The organism is Myxococcus sp. SDU36, assembly GCF_030168875.1.
GTDB lineage: Bacteria > Myxococcota > Myxococcia > Myxococcales > Myxococcaceae > Myxococcus > Myxococcus vastator.
Genome location: NZ_CP077414.1, coordinates 7108940 through 7127163, shown reverse-complemented (window position 1 = coordinate 7127163; position 18224 = coordinate 7108940). Strand labels below are relative to the sequence as shown.

The 18224-nt window shown below is 70.5% G+C and carries 20 protein-coding genes; 9 read left to right on the top strand and 11 right to left on the bottom strand.

The features are described from left to right. The first annotated feature begins 85 nt into the window (after positions 1 to 85). The gene (locus KGD87_RS29100; protein WP_284664215.1) at positions 86 to 667 is read left to right on the top strand and encodes a carboxypeptidase-like regulatory domain-containing protein; all 582 of its coding nucleotides are present in this window, start codon (positions 86 to 88) and stop codon (positions 665 to 667) included. Here KGD87_RS29100 and KGD87_RS29095 read toward each other — a convergent pair. The 9 genes from KGD87_RS29095 to KGD87_RS29055 all read right to left on the bottom strand — a co-directional run bounded on the left by KGD87_RS29095 (position 630) and on the right by KGD87_RS29055 (position 9129). Further along, positions 630 to 2033 (bottom strand): aminopeptidase P family protein, encoded by a 1404-nt coding sequence (locus tag KGD87_RS29095; RefSeq protein WP_284664214.1) that lies wholly within the window; start codon positions 2031 to 2033, stop codon positions 630 to 632. The genes KGD87_RS29100 and KGD87_RS29095 overlap by 38 nt on opposite strands. 15 nt (positions 2034 to 2048) lie before the next feature. After that, positions 2049 to 2429 carry a response regulator gene (locus KGD87_RS29090; protein WP_013936365.1) on the bottom strand — a complete coding sequence of 127 codons (381 nt, stop codon included), beginning with the start codon at positions 2427 to 2429 and terminating at the stop codon, positions 2049 to 2051. Next, positions 2429 to 3157: a sensor histidine kinase gene (locus tag KGD87_RS29085; protein ID WP_284664213.1), complete on the bottom strand. Its 729-nt coding sequence runs from the start codon at positions 3155 to 3157 to the stop codon at positions 2429 to 2431. Before KGD87_RS29085 ends, KGD87_RS29090 begins: the two co-directional genes overlap by 1 nt. Positions 3158 to 3160: 3 nt before the next feature. Then, positions 3161 to 3928, bottom strand: coding sequence for a response regulator (locus KGD87_RS29080; RefSeq protein ID WP_284664212.1), 768 nt, complete (start codon positions 3926 to 3928; stop codon positions 3161 to 3163). Continuing rightward, the gene (locus tag KGD87_RS29075; protein WP_284664211.1) at positions 3925 to 5325 is read right to left on the bottom strand and encodes a sensor histidine kinase; all 1401 of its coding nucleotides are present in this window, start codon (positions 5323 to 5325) and stop codon (positions 3925 to 3927) included. The genes KGD87_RS29080 and KGD87_RS29075 overlap by 4 nt, the downstream gene beginning before the upstream one ends. Continuing rightward, on the bottom strand, positions 5322 to 5936 hold the full coding sequence (locus KGD87_RS29070) for a thioredoxin domain-containing protein (protein WP_284664210.1): 615 nt from the start codon (positions 5934 to 5936) through the stop codon (positions 5322 to 5324). Before KGD87_RS29070 ends, KGD87_RS29075 begins: the two co-directional genes overlap by 4 nt. Positions 5937 to 6231: 295 nt before the next feature. Beyond that, positions 6232 to 6567, bottom strand: a complete 336-nt coding sequence (gene hpf / locus KGD87_RS29065; protein ID WP_140797039.1) for a ribosome hibernation-promoting factor, HPF/YfiA family — start codon at positions 6565 to 6567, stop codon at positions 6232 to 6234. Between the two features lie 220 nt (positions 6568 to 6787). Continuing rightward, a complete protein-coding gene (locus KGD87_RS29060) occupies positions 6788 to 7798 on the bottom strand; it encodes a zinc-dependent alcohol dehydrogenase family protein (protein ID WP_284664209.1) in 1011 nt (336 codons plus the stop codon). Between the two features lie 62 nt (positions 7799 to 7860). After that, positions 7861 to 9129, bottom strand: a complete 1269-nt coding sequence (locus KGD87_RS29055; protein ID WP_284664208.1) for a hypothetical protein — start codon at positions 9127 to 9129, stop codon at positions 7861 to 7863. 24 nt (positions 9130 to 9153) lie between these two features. Between KGD87_RS29055 and KGD87_RS29050 the strand changes: the two genes are divergently transcribed. Then, positions 9154 to 9699 carry an aldo/keto reductase gene (locus tag KGD87_RS29050; protein ID WP_284664207.1) on the top strand — a complete coding sequence of 182 codons (546 nt, stop codon included), beginning with the start codon at positions 9154 to 9156 and terminating at the stop codon, positions 9697 to 9699. Between the two features lie 24 nt (positions 9700 to 9723). Here the strand turns inward: KGD87_RS29050 and KGD87_RS29045 are convergent, their stop codons facing one another. Beyond that, positions 9724 to 10218: a hypothetical protein gene (locus tag KGD87_RS29045; RefSeq protein ID WP_176409914.1), complete on the bottom strand. Its 495-nt coding sequence runs from the start codon at positions 10216 to 10218 to the stop codon at positions 9724 to 9726. Between the two features lie 124 nt (positions 10219 to 10342). Here KGD87_RS29045 and KGD87_RS29040 point away from each other — a divergent pair, with 124 nt between their 5' ends. The 7 genes from KGD87_RS29040 (at position 10343) to KGD87_RS29010 (ending at position 16805) form a co-directional block, all read left to right on the top strand. After that, on the top strand, positions 10343 to 10870 hold the full coding sequence (locus tag KGD87_RS29040) for a pyridoxamine 5'-phosphate oxidase family protein (RefSeq protein ID WP_284664206.1): 528 nt from the start codon (positions 10343 to 10345) through the stop codon (positions 10868 to 10870). Positions 10871 to 11268: 398 nt separating this feature from the next. Next, on the top strand, positions 11269 to 12603 hold the full coding sequence (locus KGD87_RS29035) for an inositol-3-phosphate synthase (RefSeq protein WP_284664205.1): 1335 nt from the start codon (positions 11269 to 11271) through the stop codon (positions 12601 to 12603). After that, the gene (locus tag KGD87_RS29030; protein ID WP_350100219.1) at positions 12581 to 13507 is read left to right on the top strand and encodes a phosphatase PAP2 family protein; all 927 of its coding nucleotides are present in this window, start codon (positions 12581 to 12583) and stop codon (positions 13505 to 13507) included. The genes KGD87_RS29035 and KGD87_RS29030 overlap by 23 nt, the downstream gene beginning before the upstream one ends. Then, complete coding sequence (locus tag KGD87_RS29025; protein ID WP_284664204.1) at positions 13500 to 14750, top strand: GtrA family protein; 1251 nt, start codon at positions 13500 to 13502, stop codon at positions 14748 to 14750. Before KGD87_RS29030 ends, KGD87_RS29025 begins: the two co-directional genes overlap by 8 nt. Further along, the gene (locus KGD87_RS29020; RefSeq protein ID WP_284664203.1) at positions 14740 to 15738 is read left to right on the top strand and encodes a hypothetical protein; all 999 of its coding nucleotides are present in this window, start codon (positions 14740 to 14742) and stop codon (positions 15736 to 15738) included. Before KGD87_RS29025 ends, KGD87_RS29020 begins: the two co-directional genes overlap by 11 nt. Further along, positions 15735 to 16316: a protein-tyrosine phosphatase family protein gene (locus KGD87_RS29015; RefSeq protein ID WP_284664202.1), complete on the top strand. Its 582-nt coding sequence runs from the start codon at positions 15735 to 15737 to the stop codon at positions 16314 to 16316. The genes KGD87_RS29020 and KGD87_RS29015 overlap by 4 nt, the downstream gene beginning before the upstream one ends. Before the next feature lie 60 nt (positions 16317 to 16376). Beyond that, positions 16377 to 16805, top strand: coding sequence for a hypothetical protein (locus tag KGD87_RS29010; RefSeq protein WP_284664201.1), 429 nt, complete (start codon positions 16377 to 16379; stop codon positions 16803 to 16805). A 15-nt stretch (positions 16806 to 16820) separates the two neighbouring features. On the opposite strand, the gene KGD87_RS29005 is transcribed toward KGD87_RS29010, so the two are convergent. Further along, complete coding sequence (locus KGD87_RS29005; RefSeq protein WP_284664200.1) at positions 16821 to 18218, bottom strand: DUF4340 domain-containing protein; 1398 nt, start codon at positions 18216 to 18218, stop codon at positions 16821 to 16823. Between the last annotated feature and the right edge of the window lie 6 nt (positions 18219 to 18224).

The following is an 18224-nucleotide window of genomic DNA, read 5'->3' as shown; positions in this document are numbered from 1 at the left end:
GGCGTCAGGCGCCGCGCACTCCACACCGCGGCGGCGCCTGCGCAGCGCGCGCAGCTTGATACCCTCCGAGCAGCGGGAGGCCGTCATGATGCAGCGCTTGCACGGTGAGCGCCGGTGGAGGCTGCCGGCCCAGGGGGAAGACTGGCTCGTCGTACCGTCCGTCGACCTGGAGCGGCTGAAACACCCGCACGCGCCCGTCCCCGACGTCTTCGTCAGCGCCGCCTTGAAGCGCTGGCTGGCCACCCCCGCCGCGCACACGCTGTATGCGATGTACGAAGCGCTCGGAGGCAGCCGCCCGCTGGGCCTGTCCGGCCTGGAGCGCGGCCGGTACGAGCAGCGCCTCCAGCAGCGGCTCACCGCGGCCTTCACGCATGGCGAGCTGGTGGCCCTCCCCGTGGCGCGCCCAGTGCTCCTGCCCACGCCCTGGCCGGAGCCACCGCCACAGACGTCCGAGGAAGCCCCCGTCGAGGAACAGACGTGGCTGGCCATCGAGCTGAAGGACGAGGAGGGCAGCCCCATCCCCCACGCGCGCTACCGGGTGACGCTCCCGGATGGGAGCACGCGCGAAGGCACCCTCAACAAGAATGGCTACGCGCGCGTGGACGGCGTGAATCCCGGCCAGTGCCAGGTCACCTTCCCGGAGCTGGACGGGCAGAGCTGGTCATGACGGCCTCGATGTCGGAGGCCTCCTTGGGGATGGCGGCGGTGAGCACCTCGTTGCCACCCGGCGTGACGAGCACGTCGTCCTCGATGCGGATGCCGCGCACGTCCGCGTAGCGCGCCAGCACGTCGCGCCGCAGCCTGTCCCCCGCGCGCGCCATGAGCCGCGCGTCCGACAGGATGGCGGGCACCTGGTACAGGCCGGGCTCAATCGTCACCGCCATGCCGGGCTCCAGGTCCCGGTCCAGCCGCAGCGAGCGGTGGCCGAACTCCGGCGAGCGCGCGCGGCCCGGCGCATAGCCCGCACGGTCCCCCAAATCCTCCATGTCATGCACGTCCAGGCCCAGCAGGTGGCCCACGCCGTGCGGGAAGAAGAGCGCGGTGACGCCGTCCACCACCAACTCCTCCGCGTCTCCCCGGAGGATGCCCAGCGCCACCAGGCCCCGCGCCAGCTCCCGGTGCGCGGCCAGGTGCACGTCGCGGTAGCGCGTCCCCGGACGGACAGCGTCGATGCTGGCCTGCTGCATGCGCAGCACGACGTCGTACAGCTCGCGCTGCGTGGTGCTGAAGCGCCCCGTCACCGGCCACGTGCGCGTCACGTCACAGGCGAAGCCAGCGGGGCTCTCACCGCCCACGTCCGCCAGCAGCAGGTCTCCCTCGCGCAGCGTGTGGTCATAGCGCAGGTTGTGCAGCACCTCGCCGTGCACGGTGACGATGGGCTGATACGCCGGCCGCACGTCGCGCGAGACGAACTCCGCCTCCATCGCGGCGCGCACCGCGGCCTCCAGGATGCCCGGCCGCGTGGCGCGCATGCCCGCCAGGTGGGCCGGCGCCGTGACTTCCGCCGCCTGACGCAGCTGCGCCTGCGCGGCGTCGTCATGGCGGAGCCGCAGCGCAATCATCGCGTCCGCCAGCGGCACGTCCACCGCCGCCAGGTGGCCGGGGCGCACCTCGCGGCCCAGCAGCGCGGCCACGTCCAGGCACGTCTCCCAATCCGGAGTGGGCAGCGTCGCCGCGTCGCGGCCCTTCAGCGCCGCGGGCAGCTCGGCGCGCGAGCGCACGGGGCAGCCCATGCGCTCCGCGATTTCACCGAAGCCGGGCACCGCGCCGTCCCACAGCGCATCGTCGGGACCGGGCTCGGGCAGGTACAGCGTCCAGCCCTGGCCGTCATAGAGGCCCACGGCGTCCGGCGTCGCGAGCCCGAAGAGGTAGAGGAAGTGGCTCGACGCGCGAAAGGGGAACTGGTCGGCGGCGTAGTTGCGCGGGCGGGGGCGGCTCGACGCCAGCAGCGCGGGCGCGCTCCCCAGGACTTTCGCCAGCTGCTCCCGCCGTCGGGTGAGAGCGGAGCGCTCGGAAACGGAAGGGAGCAGCATTCTGGAACCTCGCGTTCAGGCCCCCAGCGGACGCTGGGGCAACAACTTGAAGAGGAAGGCCAGCAGGTCGTCGAAGTGGCCGCCCTTGCGGAAGACGGCGTCCACCGGCATGTCGATTTTCCCGTCATGACCGGTGACGAAGACGACCTTGGTCTTCGGCATGTGGTGGCGCACCAGCGGAATCAGCCCCGTCCCAAAGCCGTCACCCAGGCTCTGGTCCAACAGCACGGCGTCATACGCACGAGGCCGGTTCAATAATCCCGCGGCCTCCGAATAGGAACCGGCGGTGACGACCGCGAAGCCCGCATCCTCCAGCAGCGCGGACAGCGTCATCCGGTTGGAAGGGTCGTCCTCCACGAGCAGCAGGCAACGCCCGAACGTCCAGTTCGTCTCCATCACTTGCTCCCCCGAGTCACGTCACTCCGGTCATGCGCCCCGGCCTCCGCGCCCGTGAATTGAATCTCCACGTAGGTGCCCCCTGAAGGGCCCGCGCCCAGGTCCAACTGCCAGCCATGCCGCACGGCCGTCCGGTGGACGATGCTCAGCCCCAGGCCGGCGTGGTGGGACCGCGTGGTGAAGAAGGGCTCCAGCGCGCGGGAGTACGCCTCCGGCGCCAGGCCCTCTCCCGTGTCCTCCACGCGCAGGCACACGCCGCTCTCGGTGTCGCGCGTGCGCACCGTGAGCGTGCCACCGCGCGGCATGGCCTCCAGCGCGTTGTCCACGAGGCAGCGCACCAGCAGCGCCAGGTCCTCCGCCTCCAGGGGGACGCCCCCCTGCTCCTTCAGGTCGCGCACCACCTCCACGGACGGCGGCACCTGGGCCTCGGCGAGCGCGTGCTCCACGCCGACGCGGGCGCTGCACCGGGGGCGCGTGCCACCCGTGAGCGGCGGCGCGCGCTTGGAGAGCACGTCCTCGGCGGACGTCAGCTCCTTCTCGATGAGCTGGAAGAAGGTCTCCACGCGCGGGTCCGCGCTCCAGAGGTCCGTCTTCTTCACCTGCCGCATCAAGTAGAACGAGGCGTTGCGGATGCTGGCCAGCTTGTTGCGCAGGTCGTGCCGCAGGGTGGAGGCCACCACGTCCGCCACCGCCGCTCGCTCACGCGCCTGGAGGTCTCTGCCTGCCATGGGTCAAATCCTCGCGCCTTGCGGCCCTTGCTGAGGCCGGCCTCGCACCCGTGCAATCGCCTGGACCAGCTCGCGCAACGGTACCGGCTTGGTCATGCACACCACCGCGCCCTGCGCCGCCACCCTGCGCAGCATCTCCGGCACCACGTGGCCGGACACGGCGATGATGGCGACGGACAGGTTCGCCGCGCGCACCTTGGACACCAGCTCCGGCCCGCTCATCTCCGGCATCACCAGGTCCAGCACGCAGACGTCGTACTCCCCCGAGCGCAGCGAGGACAGCGCCTCCTCCCCGCTGTACACGGCGCGCGCGCGCAGCCCCACCGTGCTCAGGGCGCGCACCATGCCGCGCGCCACCTGTTCGGTGTCGTCCACCACCAGGACCTGGGGCGCCGCCGCCGCGCGCAGCACCGTGTCCAGCGCGTGCGCCACGTCGAAGGGCTTGGGCAGCACGGTGAAGGCGCCCTCGGCGAGCGCGTCATCCACCAGCTCCTCCGCCGTGAAGGCCGTCATCAGCACCACCGGCATGTCGGGGCGCTCCTGCTTGATGCGGCGCAAGAGCTCCACGCCGTGCAGGCCGGGCATGCGAATGTCCGTGAGCACCACGTCCACGGACTGCTTCTCCAGGAGGCGCAAGGCCTCCTCACCATTGGCCGCCTCGAAGACCGTGTGGCCCTCCAGCTCCAGGTTCGCGGCCAGGGTGATGCGAAGCGACTCCTCGTCGTCGACCAGCAGGATGCGCGCGGGGGCCACTGCGACGTCCTCCATCATGCGGCCTGGGCCGCCGCTGCCGCGGGGAGCTCGATGAGGAACTCACTACCCCGCTCCGCTTCGCTGCGCACAGAGATTGTGCCGCCATGACGTTGCACCATGTTGGCGACAATGGCCAGTCCCAAGCCGGTGCCGCGCGTCTTCGTGGTGAAGAGCGGCTCGAAAATCTTGGGCAGCACCTCCGGAGGAATCCCCGCGCCGTCATCCACGACCCGGATGCGCCAGGGGCTCGCGTCCCCACCTTCCGCCACGACTGAAACCTCTCCCGTGCGCCCCACCGGCATGGCCTCCACCGCGTTCTGCACCAGGTTCACCAGGACCTGGCGGAACTGCTCCTTGTCCAGGTGTGGCACCGGCAACGACTCCGGCACGTCATTGATGATTCGCACCCCTTCCCGCTGCGGCACCACGCCAATGGCCTCGTCCACCAGCGGACGCAGCGGACACGGCTGGAGCGCGGGCGGGCGCTCGCGGGCGAAGTCGAGCAGGTCGGAGATGATTTTCGCGCAGGCGTTCAGCTCGCGCTCCATCAGCCCCAGGAACTGGGGCACCCGTGGGTCATTCGCGGCCCCCACCGGGTCCTTCGTGAGCTTCCGGGAGAGATAGGCGTGGGAGTTGCGCACGGCGGCCAGCGGGTTTCGCAGCTCGTGCCCCACGCTGGCGGCCAGCTGTCCCACCGCGGCCAGCTTCTCCACGCGGATGAGGTGCTCCTGGAAACCGCTGAGCTCGCGCAGGGCCCGGTCCAGCTCGCGCGCCTTCGCGTACTCACGCTCGCGGGCCAGCTCCAGCTCCGCCCGGCGCACCGCCACCTCGCGCAGCTCGCGCAGCATGCCCCGGCACGAATACACCAGCACCACGTCGATGAAGGCCACCCAGAAGGCGTGCTCCACGAAGCGCCACAGCTCCGGCGGAAAACCGCCGTAGAGCGAGTGCGACCACATGGTGCCGCGCAGCACGTGGTCCACGACGGTGGTGATGCTCGCGGTGAGCAGCACCCACGGGTCGCGGTACAGCGCCAGGAAGGCCAGCGAGCCGAAGATGTGGAAGTGCGTCTCCACCCGGCCGTCCGTCAGGTAGATGAGCAGCGAGGACCAGAGCGCCTGGCACACGGCCACCACGTGACGGGTGGGCGTGGAGCCCGGGCGCCAGCGGGCCATCAACATCGGGAAGGCGCTGAGCAGCGTGCCCACCAGCAGGGCCGCCTGGAGCTGCGCGCCGCTGCTCCGCGGACCGAACAGGGCGATGACGATGCCCACCCCCCACTGGCCCAGCATCAGCCCCGCGAAGAGCCGGTCCGTGCGGACCTGCACCGCGGACAGGTGTTCGCGAAACAGCCGCGCGGCGCGCTCCTTGAGCGCCAGGGGCGGGCTGGACGTCTCATCCCGCGCCGGGCTCATGGCGCGCTCCCGCGGGGGTCTTCCAGCTCACAGCCGTAGACGGCGTGTCCGGTCAGCGCGTCCTGCGGCGCGTCCCCCAGCAGGGCCTCCACCGCGGCGCGCCCGGCGTTGTCGCCCGCGTGGCCCCGGGCCGGGGTGATGCCGCCGCTGAAGCGCAGCGTCCCACCCGCGTCGTAGAAGAGCACCTGACCGGAGGTGACGGCGCCGAAGCGCTCCGCCTGGACGCCGCCCTCGTCGCGCAGCGCGGTGACGCCCGGAATCGCGGCCGCGGAGCGCCACAGCTCGCCCTGCTCCCACGCCTCGCCGGTGCCTTCGGGCTTGAGGAAGAGCACGAAGGCGTCCAGCCGCCCCCGCGCCTTCGTCATCACCCACGAGAGCTCGCCCAGGCTCGCGCGCGTGCAGGGACAGAGCGGGTGCGCCAGCATCACCAGCGTGGGGCGGCCCTCCACGCGTGGCACGGTGGAATCCCCGGGCCAGCGCGCGGGCGCCGCCAGGGACTCGCCGGGCGTGAGGGAGTAGCGAGCCATGGCCAGCGAGCCCGCCACGACGCCGCCGAGCCAGACGACGCCGGACACCACCCACCACCCCCGCTTGCCCACGGGGCCCCTCATCGCTCAGCCCCCGGACTCGCCCGCGACCCACGCAGGCGCCCCGCGCACGGAGCCGTGGCGAACTTGGCAAGTGAGGCTGTCGAGTGGACGGCGGCGGTGGTGACGAGGTGGGGAGCCTCGGCGTCGACCCGCAGCACCTGGAGGCGCTGGGCTTTCATGGCGTGACAAGCCCCACGATAGCGCTCAGCACCCCAGGCCTGTCATGGGTTTGAATGGCAAATGTTCGGAAGGTGCGTCGCGCGACCGCCCAGCTGGATGTCTGTAATGGGAATGAAGCGCCGCGCGAGGGACACCGTCACCGGTGGTGCGTGTGGAGCGCGTCCGCGTAGTGTTGGAGCTGGCGCCTGGCGGCGTCGAACGCGTCCGTCACCGCTTGATAGGCATCCTCGTGCCCGGTGCGCGCCTGGGGGTCCCGGGTGGCGACGATGTTCCTTCCCGGCACACTCACATCCACACGCACGTGGAAATGCCGGCCGTGCTGCTTGTGCCGGTGCGGCTCCTCCACCACCACATGGCACCCCACGATGCCGTCGTAGAACTGCTCCAGCTTGCCGGCGTGGTCGCGGATGTACTCGCTCAGGGCCTCGCTCGTCTCCATGCCCCGATAGGTGATTTGCAGCGCTCGGTTCATCGTCCGCCTCGCGTGGTGGTGCCCCCCAGGAAGGGGGCATCGGGTTGCCTTCCCGTCCGGGTGCATTTGCGCGGCCAGCGCGCCAGGTCCGCGAAATTCCATCAGCGCCGCGAAAGCCACACGCTGCGTTTGCGGCGAAATGGGACACCGCCGCAGTCCCTGCGTGGCGATTTGCCCCACCACCCCTGGGAGGCGGGCGTGGGCCCGCCCGGCGCCACGCTCAACCTCCGGTCGCCACCTCGAGCACCGCCGCGCCCTGGACCTGGCCCCGCCGCAGCGCGGTGAGGGCCTCGTTGGCGGCGGAGAGTGGGAAGGTCTGCACCTGTGTGCGCACCGGCACCGCGGGCGCGAGCGCGAGGAAGTCCAGCGCATCCGCCCGGGTGAGGTTCGCCACCGAGCGCACCACCCGCTCATCCCACAGCAGCGCATAGGGGAACGAGGGGATGTCGCTCATGTGGATGCCGCCGCACACCACCACACCGGCCTTGTCCACCGCCCGGAGCGCGGCGGGCACCAGGGCGCCCACGGGCGCGAAGAGGATGGCCGCGTCCAGCCGCTCCGGAGGCGCGGTGTCCGAATCCCCCGCCCACTCCGCGCCCAGCTCCCGCGCGAACCGCTGGCCCCCCACGTCCCCCGGCCGGGTGAAGGCGAAGACGCGCCGGCCTTGATGGCGCGCGACCTGGATGAGCAGGTGCGCCGCCGCGCCGAAGCCGTAGAGGCCCAGCAGGCGCCGCTCCCTCCCCGCCATGCGGAGGCTGCGAAAGCCGATGAGGCCCGCGCACATCAACGGCGCGGCGTGGACGTCGGGGTACTCGGGCGGCAGGGGGAAGCAGAAGCGCGGGTGGGCCACCGTGAACTCCGCGTAGCCCCCATCCAACTGGTACCCGGTGAAGCGGGCCTGCTCGCAGAGGTTCTCCTGTCCGGCGAGACAGAAGCGGCAGCGGCCACAGCTCCAGCCGAGCCAGGGGACGCCCACTCGCGTGCCCACGGGAATGGCCGTCGCCCGCTCGCCCGCCGCCTCCACCGTGGCCACGATTTCATGGCCGGGGATGAGCGGCAGCCTGGGCTTCGGCAGCTCACCGTCCACGACGTGCAGGTCGGTGCGGCAGACCGCGCAGGCGCGCACCCGGAGCAGCAGCTCCTCCGGGCCGGGACGGGGAATGGGCAGCCGCGTCTCGCGCAGGGGCTGCCCTACCTCGCGCAGCACCATCGCGCGCATGCTTCCTTCCATGCTTCACCCCCTGGGCAGTGCGCTCCAAGGCAGAGCGCCCGGGATGAAGATGGAGGGGCGCCTCAAATCTGGACACCCGCGAGCAGGCCCGGCCACATGCGCACGGTGGTGCGGCCCTCGTCCGCGACGTGGCGCCACTGCGGCCCGATGCCCAGCTCATTCCAGCGGTCGCTGTCCTCCCAGGTGACGAGCGTGTTGGCGCTGACGCCACCGAACACCGCGAAGTGCCGCGCCACCTGCCAGCCCGCCATCAGCCGCAGCTGCCCCAGGACATGGTCCGTGTCATCGAAGAGCCGCTTCGTGTGGACGGTGCTGCCCACCACGTCGATGTCGACGAAGAAGCGGCCCGCGGGGATGTGGCCGCCCAGGCCCGCGCCCATGACATAGCGACGACGGTCCTCGTTGAGGGAGGGGCTGTAGCCCACCGTGAACAGCGAGTAGATGTGACGGCCGCCCAGCTTCACGCCGACGTTGGTGAGCGCCACGTCGCTGGCCCAGGCCTGCACATGGGCCTGGCCGCCGCCGACGAAGCTGAGGATGCCCACCGCCTCGCCGTCCAACTCGCGGGCCACGTTGAGGATGCCCACCTGCGCGCCCGTCACGTTGCTGGCGATGTTGATGATGCCCACCTGCGCGCCGTCCACCTCGCCGCCCACGTTGATGATGGAGAGCTGGGCGCCGGAGAGGCTCCGCGCGTAGCTGACACCCGAGGACATCTGGAGCCCCGTCATCTGCCCCGCCACGTTGAGGCCCGCGGAGGCCTGGAGGCCGTGGACCCGCCCCGCCGCGATGTTGGCGCCCACGCCCAGCTGCGCCCCCAACAGGCCCTTCCCCGCGATGTTGACGCCCACGCCCAGCTGCGCGCCATTCACCGCGCCCGAAGCGAGGTTGCCGCCCACCGCGAGCTGCGCACCTTCCGCATCCCCGCGCACCACGTTGACGCCCACCGTGGACTGGAGGCCCAGCAGGTCCGCGCCGGCCACGTTGGCGCCCACGGAGAACTGCGCGCCCGTCACCGGCCCCCGGGCCAGGTTGGCGCCCACCGCGAGCTGCGCGCCGCTCAGTCCGCCTTCCCCGACCCAGTTGCCAGCAATCGACATCGCCAGGCCGTCCACCCGCTTCGCGTGCGTCGCCACCAGGCCGATGGACACGTTGTTGACCACGTTGCCGGTGTGGAAGCCAGACGTGCTCAGGCCGGGCACCAGGGTGAGGCTGAACGGGATGTGCACCTCGTTCGCGTCCGTCTCCGCCGTCTCCTCGGCCGAGGCCGAAGCCGAGAACGCCACCACCGCCGCCATCATCCCCGCGCACACCGAGACCTTGCGATTCATCGCCTGGACCTTCCCTGGACTGCTGTGAATGCGGCCCGGCCCGCATCGCGCGAGCACCCGGGCCAGGAGGAATCATCGGGAGGCGTCACCGCCCCGCTCGCGCAAGGGAACACCGGCGCCGCGCGGAACTGTCACCTGTCCACTGCGGCGCAGCCGCCGCCCGCGAGCGCCCTCCGCTACCTCGGAATCACCCACTACGCCCGCGGCGCCTTCAATGACTTGGAGCGCATCATCCGCGAGGAGAAGCCGGACTTCGTCCAGCTGCCCTACTCGGTGCTGGAGCGCGACGCGGAGCAGCGCCTGCTGCCCGCCGCCGCGGAGCACGGCGTGGCGGTGCTCGTCATGCGGCCCTTCTCCAGCGGCACCCTCTTCGAGCGCGTGCGCGGCCATCCCCTGCCCGGCTGGGCCGCGGACATCGACTGCACCAGCTGGGCCCAGGTGTTCCTCAAGGTCATCCTGGGACACCCGGCGGTGCACTGCCCGCCACCCGCAAGCCCTCGCACGCCGCCGACAACGTGCGCGCGGGCTTCGGCCGGCTGCCCGACGAGAAGCTCCGCGCCCGCATCGTGAAGGCGCTGGAGGGCTGAGCGGCGGCTACAGCTCCGGGTCCGGCGTGTACTGGAGCTCACCCGTGGGCTCCAGCACCAGGCCCGTGCCGGGCTCGTCCGCTTCGTCGTCGCGGCCCACCTCCAGCACGGACTCCTTCGCGTCCCACTGGCCCAGGTAGTACTCGCCGCCCGCGGCCATGCACGCGCGGCCCTCCGACACCACCGTCTCCACCACTTCCTTGAGGTCGCTGGTGGCGCGCAGCAGCGTCCACGACTTGCCGTCCTCCTTGAAGCCCTCCACCAGGTCCTTGAGCTCGGCGTCGCGAGGCGCGCCATCGGGCAGCGTCTGACGCTCCCACGTGCGCGGCTCGCGCCGCGGCTGACGGGCCTTCCACGCGCGCGCCAGCGCCAGCAGCTTCTCCTCCGCCGCCTCCTGGAGCGCGTGCATCTCCTCGGGCAGGTCAATCTCCTCCAGCGCCAGCACCGCCGTCTCCAGCTGCAGCGCCTTGAGGCTCCACTCGTTCCACTCCGTCTTCAGCATCCGAACCCTCGCTTTCCTGCTCGGCCACCTACCACACGCCCGCCTGCCCTGGCGGCGGCCAACCCACCGCCCTGTGCCCGCCGACCTCCGCGCTGCCTACCTTGTGCTCCCAAGGGAGGCAGCGATGGCCAGGAAGAAAAAGGACACCCAAGACGTCGCCGAGCACTTCGATGACCTCATCAAGGGCATCAAGGTCGCGATGATGACCACCGTGGAAGCGGACGGCAGCCTGCGCAGCCGCCCCATGTGGACCCACGCGCGGGACTTCGACGGAGAGCTCTGGTTCTTCACCCGCGAGCATTCACCCAAGGTGGACGAGGTGACGCACGACCACCACGTCAACCTCGCGTACTCGGACCCGAGCCGGGACCGCTACGTCTCCGTGAGCGGCCGTTGCCGGCTGGTGCTCGACAAGGAGAAGGCCCGCGAGCTGTGGAACCCCACCCTCAAGGCCTGGTTCCCCAACGGCTTGGACGACCCCGAGCTCGCCCTGCTCTGCGTCCGCGTGGAGAAGGCCGAGTACTGGGACACGCCCAACAACCGCATGGTCCAGCTCGCCGGCATGGTGAAGGCCGCCTTCACCGGACAGCCCTACGCACCGGGCGACCACCCGAAGCTCGACCTGGATGACAGCGCCCCGCTGCCCCACTGAGCCGGACCGGGCCCACCGGATGAGCCTACATAAAGGAGGGACGGCGCCTCGCGACGGCTCCGCCCCCTCCTGTCCCACTCACACCTTCTTCATCCTCGATGCAGGATGGGTCGCTACAAACCCATGGCGAACCTGTCCGAGGAGTGTGCCGTGGATGTCGTCCTTCTGACGACCTGGTGTTTCTCTGACAGCGTCGATCTCCTCGCCTTGTACCTCCGGCTGGGCTGATCCATGAGTGCGGCGCCTCCGGGTGGTAAGAGCCGCCACGCTCATGACGTTGAAGTGACGAACGCTTTAGAGTATCAACCATCCGCTTTCGAGATTTTCCGCATGCACGACCGGTATCGTACCGACCCGCATACGGCCGACTCGAATACGTCTAACGAAGGAACATCACGATGGAAAACAAGAGGTCGGTCGCGAAGCCGGACGGCAAGCTCGCGGTCTTGATTCCGGGTCTGGGCGCTGTGTCCACCACGCTGATGGCGGGTGTCGAGCTGGCGCGGCAGGGCAAGGGTCACCCCATTGGGTCGCTCACGCAGATGGGCACGGCCCGCCTTGGGAAGCGCACCGACGGGCGCACCGTGAAGCTCAACGAGCTGGTTCCCCTGGCCGAGCTGAAGGACATCGCCTTTGGCGCCTGGGACATCATCCGTGAGGACGCGTACGAAGTGGCCGTGCGCTCGGGCGTGCTCAGCGACAAGCACCTGGAGGAGGTGAAGCCGTTCCTCCAGGGCATCAAGCCGAAGCAGGGCGTGCACGACGCGGAGTTCGTCCGCCGCATCGAGGCCAACCACATCAAGGCCACCAAGACGCACCGCGAGAGCATCGAGGCGCTGCGCCAGGACATCCGCGACTTCAAGAAGGAGCTCAACGCGACGCGCGCCGTGATGGTGGTGTGCAGCAGCGTGGAGACCTTCCGTCCGCTGCCCGAGTCCTTCAAGACGCTGGCCGCCTTCGAGAAGGCGCTGGACGAGAACAGCCCGGACATCAATCCCACCGCGCTCTACACCTACGCGGCCATCAAGGAGGGCGTGCCCTTCGCGAACGCCACGCCCAACGCCAGCGTGGACACGCCGGCGCTCCAGGAGCTGGCCAGGCAGGAGGCGGTGGCCGTCGCTGGCCGTGACCTCAAGAGCGGCCAGACGATGATGAAGACGGTCATCGCGCCCGCGCTCAAGGCCCGCATGCTGGGTCTGGACGGCTGGTTCTCCACCAACATCCTGGGCAACCGCGACGGCGAGGTGCTGGACGACCCCGCGGCCTTCAAGGCCAAGGAAGTCACCAAGTCGAGCGTGCTGGACACCATCCTGCAGCCCGACCTGTACCCGGAGCTGTACAAGAAGTACGCGCACAAGGTGTCCATCCACTACTACCCGCCCCGCGGCGACGCGAAGGAGGGTTGGGACAACATCGACATCACCGGGTGGCTCGGCTATCCGATGCAGATCAAGGTCAACTTCCTCTGCCGCGACTCCATCCTGGCGGCCCCGCTGGTGCTGGACATCGCGCTGTTCCTGGACCTGGCCAAGCGGCTGGAGTGGCGCGGCATCCAGGAGTGGATGTCCTTCTACTTCAAGAGCCCCATGGCGCAGCCGGGCCTGCCGGTGGAGCACGACCTCTTCATCCAGCTCACCAAGCTGAAGAACACGCTGCGCGTCGTCGCGGGCGAGGACCCCATCACCCACCTCGGGCTCGACTATTACGGAGATGACCTCCCGCTCTCCAAATAGGGTCACCGCGCTCACGTGGCTCTGCACCGTCCTGGGGTTGAGCCACTTGACGCTGGTGTACGCCACCGGCCGGCTGCGGTGGGACCACGTCGCGGCGGACGCGCTGATTCTGGGGGTGGCCTGGGCGGGCCCCCGCCTTCAGCGCTTCCTCCGCGGTGGGCTCGCGCTGTGGCTGACCGGGATGCTGCTGGACAGCCAGGGCCTCTGGCTGTTCCTGCGGGGCCCCATCCACACGGGCGACCTGTGGGAGCTGGAGCGCCAGTGGTTCCCGGCGCCCGGCGGCACCCACTGGCCCGAATGGTGGGCCACGCGCTTCACCCCGGCCTTGGACCTGCTGTGCGGCTTCGCCTACGCGGCGTACCTGTACGAGGTCTTCATCCTGGCCCTCTTCTTCTTCGTGAAGAAGGACTCGCTCTTCGAACGGCTGTGCTGGGGCTTCCTGGCGACGAACGCGATGGGCGTCGTCATCTACGTGCTCTACCCCGCGGCGCCGCCCTGGTACGTGCTCCAGTACGGCCCGGGACCGGCCGACCTGGCCGCGCCCCCCAACCCCGCGGGCACGGCCCGCTTCGACGCGCTGCTGGGGATCCGCTATTTTGCGGGCTTCTACTCGCGCAGCACCAACGTGTTCGGGGCCATGCCTTCCCTGCACGCGGCGTACCCGTTCCTGGTGATGATGTTCGTGTGGTCGCGCGGTTGGGCCTGGCGCATCGCCACCGGGCTGTTCGCGTTGCTCGTCGCCTTCTCCGCCGTATACCTGACGCACCACTACATCCTGGACGTGCTCGCGGGCCTGGGTGTGGCGGCGGTTGCATTTCTGGCGGTCGAAAGCGTCTACGCCCGCGTGACGGCCACCGCACCCTGGGCCGTGTCGTTGAATACAAGAGGAGACACCCGTGCTTGAGAACCTGATGGCGTGGTTGACCGGAAACATGTCTCCGTCCGCCCGCATCTGGACGGCGCTGGCTCCGGCCATCGTCGCCTGCACCTACTTCCTGGGTGGGCTGCTCGTCTTCTGTATCCGCTGCGCCTTCAAGGGCATCCCCCGCGACGAGGAGACGCTCAAGCGCGGCAGCACCGTGCTGGTGGGCTTCTTCCTGCGGCACTACTTCTTCTGGATCATCCAGCCGCTGTGGGCGGTGATTCTGCGCTCGGGCCTGCCGGCCAACGCGCTGTCCATGCTGTCGGGCCTGCTGGGCGTGTCGTCCGGCGTGGCGGTGGCGGCGGGCCGCTTCGCGCTGGGCGGCTGGCTCTTCCTGTTCGCGGGCATCCTGGACGTCATGGACGGGCGCATCGCCCGCACGCGCAAGGAGGCCAACCCCGCGGGCGCGGCGCTGGACTCGGTGCTGGACCGGTACGTGGACTCGGCGATGCTCATGGGTCTGGCCTGGTACTACCGGGACACCTGGGTGCTGCTGCCCGCGCTGATGGCGCTGCTCGGCTCCTCGCTGGTGCCCTACGTGCGCGCCAAGGGTGAGGGCCTGGGCGTCAACGTGCGCGACGGCGCCATGCAGCGGCTGGAGCGGGTGCTCTTCATGGGCGCGGGCACGGCGCTGTCGCCCATCCTGGAGGCCGTCTTCTGGCCCGAGGAGAAGCACCCCATGCACTGGCTGGCGGTGGTGGGGCTGGTGTTCGTCGCCGTCATGAGCAACGTCACGGCGCTCTCCCGCTTCCGCAACCTGGTGAAGGCGCTGGCGCCCCAGCGGCAGGAGGCGCGCTCTGGCAAGGCCATCATCGGCCTCAACGCCGTGGCGGGCGCGCTGGCCACGGCGGTGGACTTCGCGCTGGTGCTGGCGTTGGTGGAGTGGGTGGGCATGCTGCCCGCCTGGGCCACGGTGCTGGGCTGCGGCCTGGGCGCGGTGGTGAACTACTCCATCAACCGGGTGCTCACCTTCAAGAGCACCGGCGCGGTGGCGCGGCAGCTGGCGCGCTACTCGGTGGTGAGCGGCACCAGCGCGCTGCTCAACGCGGGCGGCGTGGCGCTGCTGACGCTGCACCCGCAGTTGGCCTACGCGCTGGGCTGGTGGCTGGTGCGCGGCGTGGTGTACTTCGCGTGGAACCTGCCGCTGCAGCGGGACTACGTCTTCAACAACGAGACGGCGGCCGCCGAGGACCCGCTCATGGAGCAGCGCCCCCATGCGGCCTGAAGGGCGCTTCCAGGTGCTGAAGGGCCTGGCGGTGGCCACCGCGCTCGTGCTGCCCTCGGTGGCGGCGGCGGGCGCGGTGTTGGAGCCGAAGGTGTCCCCCAGTGACAACTACGCGGAGAACTTCACCTTCATCGGCGACCTGGAGGGCGGCGCCTTCATCTTCGTGCAGTTGACGGTGACGAACATCGGTCCCGGCTCGCGCACCGGCCTGTGCCGGACCACGGTGCTCACGCCGGGGCAGAAGGCCTGGTCCGCGCAGGCGAAGGTCAAGGCGCGCGACTGGAGCCATGACGCCAAGACGTCGACGCTGAAGATGGGGTCGTGCTCGGCCCGCTCGGCGGATGGGGCCACGCGCGTGGAGGTCCCGCTGGAGGGCGGGCGGGTGCTGCTGGAGTACGCCGCGCCCATGACGTCCCAGGGCCAGGAAGGCACGGAGGTGGAGGTGGGCAAGGACCGCTACCACCACGAGGTGACGCTGGCCTTCAGCGCGTTGAAGGCGACGGTGAGGCGGCCCAAGGGCGAGGACGTCGTCTACACGGGTGGCGGGTACGCGGACCACACGCGCTCCACCATTGCTCCGGCGAAGCTGGCGAAGCGGTGGGTGCGCTTCCGGGCGCTGCGCGGCGGCGAGAAGCTGGTGCTGCTGGCGCGTGAGGGCCAGGACGGTGAATACGGCCCCGTGTACGCGTGGGAGGAAGGCGCCAAGGCCCGCTCGCTGGAGCACTTCACGCTGGCGCGGGAAGGCGTGAAGGAGCGGAGCTCGTGGAAGGTGGAGCTGTTCGCGGACGGCGCCTCCGCCATGGTGCTGCGCTCCACGTCGCTGCTGCAGCGCAGCGCGCCGGTGGAGGACCTGGGCGCGGTGCTGGGCGGGCTGGTGCGCTCGGTGGTGGGCTCGCCGGTGACGTACCTGCACCGGGCGGTGCTGGAGCGCGAGGGCAAGGCGCCGGTGACGGGGCTGATGGAAGTGACGCTCGAGGGCGACCTGTGAGTTTCGCGTTGCTGCGGGAGGTGCACCACGTGCCGGGTGTGCGCGGCTGGGTGCGCAAGCAGGTGCTGCGCTCGGTGGCGCGCTGCGTGGAGTGGACCACGAAGCTGCCGGGGCGCGGGCTGAACGTGTCGCGGGTGAATGACTGGCTGTACGTGGGTGGCGCGGTGCCTCGCTCGCGGTACGCGGAGCTGAAGGCGCGTGGCATCACCGCGGTGATTGACGTGCGGGGCGAGCGCTGTGACGACGCGGAGGCGCTGAAGGCGCTGGGCATCGAGCTGCTGAACCTGCCGGTGACGGACCGCTATCCGCCGTCGGTGGAGCAGGTGATGCTGGGCGTGGAGTGGGCCCTGCCCCGGCTGGAGCAGGGCGGCACGCTGTACACCCACTGTGAGCACGGCGTGGGCCGGGGCCCGCTGGTGGGGCTGGCGGTGATGGTGGCGCGTGGCTGGGAGGCCCCGGCCGCGTACCGCGAGCTGCGGCGGGCGCGGTGGCAGTCCACGCTGAATGACCGGCAGCTGAACGGGCTCGCGGACTTCGTCGCCGCGTGGCGGGCACGGACGTCCGAGCGGGCGGCGTAGGCCGCGCCCAGCTCAGTCCCGCTTCAATGGGCTGGCACGTCGAATGATGGGCATCACCTCATGAAGCCGTTTCCGCTGGTCGCGCTCCTTGCCTGCTCAAGCCTGCTGCACGGCTGCGCCCGGTTTGGCTACTACAAGCTCCCCAAGGCCGAGCGAGCCCCCGCGGAGGAGGCAGCCCAAGTCACGTTCCCTGACTCCATGGAGCAGGGAACGCACCTGGATGGCCCTGCGATGGCGGCACTCGAAGTCGCGATGAACGACTTCCTTCCTCCGGGCGCCAAGGCGGAGGCCCGCACCGAGGAACTGGCACGGTGCCTGTCACTGCGGAGCACCTACGACGTGACGGTATTGAAGCAGGACGACCAGCTCTACTTCGTCAGCTTCCTGCCCAGGCTTTCCCGATGCGGAATCGAGCTCGCCGCCCCCATCATGGATGCGGGCGCGACCTATGCCATCAATGGGCACGGACGGATTCTGAGCGAGCTCTAGCAACTCGCGCAGACGCTACGGCCCACTGAAGAGCGCGAGGCCCCGCGACACCCAGGCGCGCGCCCTGTCTTCCACGGCATAGGTGAAGCCGTCACGCGAGCCTCGGGCGTACACCTCCTGGGTGCCCTCCGGCGCGTCCGGAACCTCGTTCCCGAGCCACAGCGTCTGCACGGCGCCGCCCTCCTCGCGCACCTCCACGGAGGCCACGGGCGGAGACAGGCCCGCCTGCGCGTCCTGCACCGCTCCATCGACGAGGCGCGAGGCCTCGAGCCGCTGAAGCCAGACGAGCTGCGCCTCCACCTGTGACGCGTCGAACCGGAAGGACTCCGGCGGCGACTGGGGCTCACGCAGCACCCAGCCCTGCGCTTCCTTCGCCACCACCACCGTCGTGTCACCAGTCTGGATGCGCACCTGGTTCACCTGCTCCACCGCGAAGCGCAGCAGCAGCAGGTCGCGGAAGTCCACCAGTCGCTTGCGCACCTGCGCCGCCGACACCGCGGACACCTCGTACACCCGCGCATCTCCCTCCAACTGGACGAAGACGGTGTCCCGGGCCTCCGCCGCGCGGCCCAGCCGCAGCACCACCGTCTTCCCACTCTTCAGGCGCGCCTCCACCGTGTCATGCGCCTGGGTGAGCGCGGCCTTCGCCTCCGCGGCGGCCTCCCCCGCGAGCACGTCCTGCGCCTCGACCTCCAACAAGTCCCGCACGACCTGCTCGACCCCGCGCGCGCTGAACCGGAAGCCCTCCGGCACCTGCGTCCCCTCCGCGAGCCGCCAGCCGCCCGCCGCGCCACTCGACGTCACCGTCACCGGCGCATCATCCCCGACGCGAAACACCAACTGAGTGAAGTCCTCGGGCGCCCCGCGCACCAACCGCGCGTCCCGCCAGTCCATGACGCGCCGGCGCCACAACCAGCCCAGCCGCGTGGAGTGCTCGAAGACGTCCGCGTTGGCCGCCTTGCGCACGTAGGTCCCACCGTTCGACGCCCCATCCTTCCCGAGCACCAGCTCCAGCGGAGGGCGGCCCTCCTGAAGGATGCGGACCTTCAGCCCCCGCGCGCCATCCAGCCAGAAGTCGTTCAGCCGGTCGGCCTCTCCGCTGATGAACTTCGCGCCCGCCACCCGGGCCAGGGCCTCCAGCGCGCCCTTCACCATCGCCTCATCCGCCAGGTAGCGGCTCTCCGGCGAGCCCGGCTCCGCGACCGTCCACCCACCGCCGTCCCGCTGCAGCGTGGCGCTGCGGACGCCCGAGAGCTCCAGCCCGGTGACACGCGCCGGGTCGAAGCCCGACAGGTCCAACTGGCGTCCACCCCCGCTGGCGCCCGGCGGCTCCGGCGGCTGCTCGCCAGCGACGAACATGAACACGAGCAGCAGCACGGCTGCGCCAACGACGATGACCAGCGCCTTCTTCATGACTCT